Below are 4,497 nucleotides of genomic sequence, written 5' to 3' on the forward strand. Positions count from 1 at the left end.
CTGCCGACATTCCTGCGGGAACATCAGAAGCTGGCCTGGCAATGCGCGGCCGAAGGCATGGACCATGTCCGGTATCTCGCCCGGCTTGTCGAACTGGAGTTGGTTGACCGGGAGCGGCGGATGGTCGAGCGCCGCATCAAGGCCGCCAGGTTCCCTACGGTCAAAAGCCTCGACAGCTTCGACTTCAGCGCCATCCCGAAGCTCAACAAGATGCAGGTGCTGGAACTGGCCCGCTGCGAATGGATCGAGCGGCGCGAGAACGTCATTGCCCTCGGCCCAAGCGGCACGGGCAAGACGCACATTGCCCTTGGCCTCGGACTGGCGGCTTGCCAGAGGGGGCTCTCCGTTGGCTTCACCACCGCCGCAGCCCTGGTCAACGAACTGATGGAGGCCCGCGACGAACGTCGCCTGCTTCGCTTTCAGAAGCAGATGGCTGCCGTCAAGTTGCTGATCGTCGACGAACTGGGCTTCGTGCCGCTGTCCAAGACCGGCGCCGAATTGCTATTCGAGCTGATCTCGCACCGCTACGAGCGCGGCTCAACCCTGATCACCAGCAATATGCCCTTCGATGAATGGACCGAGACCTTCGGCTCCGAGCGCCTCACCGGCGCACTGCTCGACCGGCTGACCCACCACGTCAGCATCCTCGAAATGAACGGCGAGAGTTATCGCCTCGCCAACAGCACTGCCCGAAAGCGGCATCAAAAGTCCTGAGATCAGATCGCCTCGATTTGGCCCCAAGGGGCCAATGCGCCATGGCACGCGCCAGCTCTATGGTAAGCGCGCGCGCCATGGCGCAGGCCACCGCCACCTGGCCTGGTTTTACGCCGCCGAGTGGCCGGGTTTTGCACCGCCGTTGACACTGGTCGCCGTCGCCGGCCGCATCAACAATGCCGTGCGCCGCCTCGGCTCCGGCTGGAGCATCTTTGTCGAGGCGCAGCGCAGCGAGGCCGCGACCTATCCCCACAGCACTTTTCGGCCTGTTCGGCAAGACGGCGTTCATGGCCGAGAAGGTCTTGGGCAATGTGGTGTCGTCCGGCATCAAGGTTCTGGTGCTGGCCGTCATTATCGGCATCGGCTCGACCCTGTTCAGCCAGTTCACGGCCGGTTTCGGCGGGGCGACCCCCACCATCGACGACGCCATGGCGATTGTGCTGGCAGCCCTGTCGCTGCTCGGCCTCGGCATCTTCGGTCCCGGCATCGCCAACGGCATCGTATCGGGCGGGCCGCAGCTCGGCGCGGGAGCGGCCGTTGGCACGGGCCTCGCAGCCGGCGGCATGGTGCTTGCTGGCGGTGCGGCGGCTGGCGGCGGGGCCATGCTCGCCGCGAAGGGCGGCGCTGCTGCCCTGTCCGGTGGAGCCGCGGCCGTCCGCGGCGGCGCGACCGCTGCCTATAGCCTCGGCTCGCTCGGCCAGTCCGGCGCGGCCGGTGTCGCTTCCGGCCTCGGCGGTGTTGCACGCGCCGCAGGCTCGGCCGCCGTCTCGCCGCTCAAACGCGCAGCCTCCAGCGCAACATCCCAAGCAAGCGAAAGCATCAAGTCCAGCTTCTCCGCCGGCGCAAAGGCCGGCTTCGGCGCGACTGGCGGCAGTTCGACCATGGGCACGGTCGGCGGTGCGAGTGCCGATCCCGCAGCCGCTCCATCCGGCCCGGCGGGCAGCCCTCCGGCATGGGCGCAGCGGATGCAGCGCCGGCAGGCCCTCAACCACGGCACCACCATGACCGCCCATGCCGTCCGCTCCGGCGACAGCCACGGCTCCGGTTCCTCCGTCAACCTTTCCGAAAGTGACCGCTCATGAGCATCTTCAAACGACCAGAAACCCACTACGGCAAGACGCCGGAACCCACCCGGCTATGCGGGTACGCAACGCCTCTTCGTTACCGGCGAGCCATACGGCGAAGTCGTCCCGATTCAAGAGTGAATCCGCCTTTCGAAAGCCGGAAACGCTTCCCAGAACTGAAAACAGATCGTGTGGCTGGTCCGGGTCGATGATCGGAAGACGATCCTGATGATAGTTCTGCAGGAGGAACGCGCGGATGTGACGGCGCACGATCTCAGGATTGTCCAATGTCAATTTCGGGTCGACGACATCACCCCGGATCATCTCGTCGGGCTGGGAGAAATAGTGCTCATCATGGCTGTCTGCGCTTCCAAACGCGACGACTGTGGCTACAGCATTGCCGCGGCGACCTGCACGGCCTGCCCGCTGCTGATGGTTGGCACGCCCGGGTGGCATGTTTCGCAGGGCCACGCCTGACAAGGCTCCCAGGTCGATACCGACTTCCATAGTCGTCGTGCTGGACAAAATGTCGATTGCGGTGGAACGCCCTCCAAGACCGCTCCCACTCAGCGCGATATCCTGGAACAAGAGCTCATTTTCTTCCGCTTTGGAGAATACATCCTCGTTTTGCGGCGCGTTGAGCTGGGCAGTGTGTTCAGCGGCAATTAGAGCCATCGGCTGCCGCGGCGGGTCCTCAAGGGCTTGCGTAACCGGTTTGCGATAAAAACCTTTGCGCGCAAGGAAGACCGGGTCGGATTCTGGGTCAAGGGCGGAGACGTTCTCACTTCCGCAGTCAAGGCAGCTTTCAATGCCGGGGATAGGACGGTGGACTGATTTGCAACTTGAGCAATGCACCCAAGCGCCATCAAACTGGAGCGAAAGCTCGCTGCCGTTCAGGCAACGATAGCCACTCTCCACCGATTGCGTGAACCACTTTAGCAGTTCTGGCGACCAACTATCCCAAAAGATCTTCCTGGCGGCCTTATCGTCGATGACGGATTCAATCGCCTTGATCTTGGCTTTCGGGTTTCGCGGCTTGACCCGAAAGCCTTCTGACGGCGGGCGATTGATCCAGGTGCCCGGCATCTGCGCAAGCCTGAAGGCGGCATGCCAGATACTGGAGATCGAGCCTGGCGAACTGATGGCCGAGTATCGACCTGCGCTCACTCCTGCGGGCAAAAGCGGGTTGGAAGCGGAGATCTTTCTCTATGACACGCTTCCTGGTGGCGCGGGCTTTGCGAGTCAGTTTGCAGATCGCGGATTTGAGCTGTTCCAACGCGCACTCCAGTTGTTGAAAACCTGCCCCGAGGACTGTGACGCTTCGTGCTACCGATGTTTGCGGAGCTTCAAGAACAAATTCGAACATCGCCTGCTCGACAGGCATGTGGGCGCTGAACTGCTGGAATATCTGCTGACAGGACTGAATCCCGGATTCAGTGCTGAACGCCTCAAGCGGTCTACAGCCTTGTTGCTGAACGATCTCCTCCGGCGCGACGAGGGGATGGCGACATTCGAGGCTGGGCCAAAAATCGCCTATGGCAGTGGAAAGTCAGTAACGGCTCCAATTCTTGCTGAATGCAAAGGTCGGAAGTTCGTAATTGCGCTTTCGGGACCTTTGACGACAGGTCATCCCGCTGATCCGGCGATAGCTGAATTTCGCGACAGCGGCACTGAGTACCAGGTGATTGTCGAGAATGAACTCGTCATACGGGGGAACCTTCCAACGGCAACTCGCGCCATCTACCAGCAGATCACCGGTTGAAGTAGATGATAGAACTGGTTGGCGTCGGCGAAGGGAAGGAATACGAGGCAGCACTGCATTTGCGTAAGCAACTGCTTGCCGTCTGGCCCGACCTCAGCCAGCACCCCAACGATCATGTGAAGATTTTCGTTGGTCTCAAGCTTTACGGACATCCGATCGAAGACATCGACCTTTTTGTGGTAGGGCAGTTCTCCGAGCCACGCCAGTTTGACATTGAGTACAAATTCTATCCGCGCGAGGGCGAGCCTTTCGTTCCGCGGCGCGCTTCGGTGGGGTCGAGCGCCTGATGGCCGAACTCGGCCTTCACGGCGTCATTCGCGGCAAGCCGATCCGCACCACGGTGCAGGACAAGGCCGCGCCATGTCCACGCGACCATGTGAACCGGGTGTTCCATGTCCGGCGCCGAACAGGCTCTGGCTCTCGGACTTTACCTATGTCAGCACCTGGTCGGGCTTCGTCTACGGGCCTTCGTCATCGACGCCTACGCCCGTCGCATTGTCGGCTGGCGAGTGAGCAGGACCGCCCATGCGAGCTTTGTCCTCGATGCTCTCGAGCAGGCGCTGCACGAACGGCGCCCCGTTCATCGCGGCGGTCTGGTTCATCACTCCGACCGCGGATCGCAATATGTCAGCATCCGCTACACAGAGCGTTTGGCGGAAGCCGGCATCGAGCCCTCCGTCGGCAGCGTTGGAGATTCCTATGACAATGCTCTCGCCGAGACGATCAACGGCCTCTACAAAGCTGAGGTCATCCATCGGCGCGGGCCATGGCGAAGCTTCGAGGCCGTCGAGTTCGCCACTCTGACCTGGGTCGACTGGTTTAACAATCGACGGCTGCTGGAGCCCATCGGCAATATCCCGCCGGCCGAAGCCGAGGAACGCTACTACGCCATGCTGGAAGAACCGGCCATCGCGGCGTAACTTAAACCAAAAGGCCTCCGCAAACCCGGGCGGTTCA

4 protein-coding genes and 2 pseudogenes are annotated in these 4,497 nt (G+C 62.0%); 5 read left to right on the forward strand and 1 reads right to left on the reverse strand.

The features are described 5' to 3' along the window. Both istB and ACTJI6_RS23585 read left to right on the forward strand, forming a co-directional pair. A partial coding sequence (gene istB, locus ACTJI6_RS23580; protein WP_440803190.1) for an IS21-like element helper ATPase IstB occupies positions 1-714 on the forward strand: 714 nt, incomplete at its 5' end. Between the two features lie 260 nt (positions 715-974). Further along, positions 975-1,796, forward strand: a pseudogene (locus ACTJI6_RS23585) (type IV secretion system protein); the annotation flags it as partial. A gap of 6 nt (positions 1,797-1,802) precedes the next feature. Here ACTJI6_RS23585 and ACTJI6_RS23590 read toward each other — a convergent pair. Further along, on the reverse strand, positions 1,803-2,864 hold the full coding sequence (locus ACTJI6_RS23590) for a helicase-related protein (RefSeq protein WP_440804169.1): 1,062 nt from the start codon (positions 2,862-2,864) through the stop codon (positions 1,803-1,805). On the opposite strand from ACTJI6_RS23590, the gene ACTJI6_RS23595 reads away from it, so the two are divergent. The 3 genes and pseudogenes from ACTJI6_RS23595 to ACTJI6_RS23605 form a co-directional block, all read left to right on the forward strand. Next, entirely contained in the window at positions 2,854-3,540 is a 687-nt protein-coding gene (locus ACTJI6_RS23595) for a DUF1998 domain-containing protein (RefSeq protein ID WP_440804174.1), read from the forward strand. The two genes, ACTJI6_RS23590 and ACTJI6_RS23595, sit on opposite strands and share 11 nt — an antisense overlap. A gap of 5 nt (positions 3,541-3,545) precedes the next feature. Further along, on the forward strand, positions 3,546-3,827 hold the full coding sequence (locus ACTJI6_RS23600) for a hypothetical protein (RefSeq protein ID WP_440804171.1): 282 nt from the start codon (positions 3,546-3,548) through the stop codon (positions 3,825-3,827). Next, positions 3,815-4,460: pseudogene (locus tag ACTJI6_RS23605) on the forward strand (IS3 family transposase); the annotation flags it as partial. The gene ACTJI6_RS23600 and the pseudogene ACTJI6_RS23605, both read left to right, overlap by 13 nt. Positions 4,461-4,497 lie beyond the last annotated feature (37 nt).

The organism is Paracoccus sp. 22332, assembly GCF_052045125.1.
In the GTDB taxonomy this organism is placed as follows: Bacteria; Pseudomonadota; Alphaproteobacteria; order Rhodobacterales; family Rhodobacteraceae; genus Paracoccus; species Paracoccus haematequi_A.

Coding starts and splice junctions, on each gene's coding strand:
- ACTJI6_RS23600 (WP_440804171.1), top strand. CDS start 3,546: ATGATAGAACTGGTTGGCGTCGGCGAAGGGAAGGAATACGAGGCAGCA.
- ACTJI6_RS23590 (WP_440804169.1), bottom strand. CDS start 2,864: ATGCCGGGCACCTGGATCAATCGCCCGCCGTCAGAAGGCTTTCGGGTC.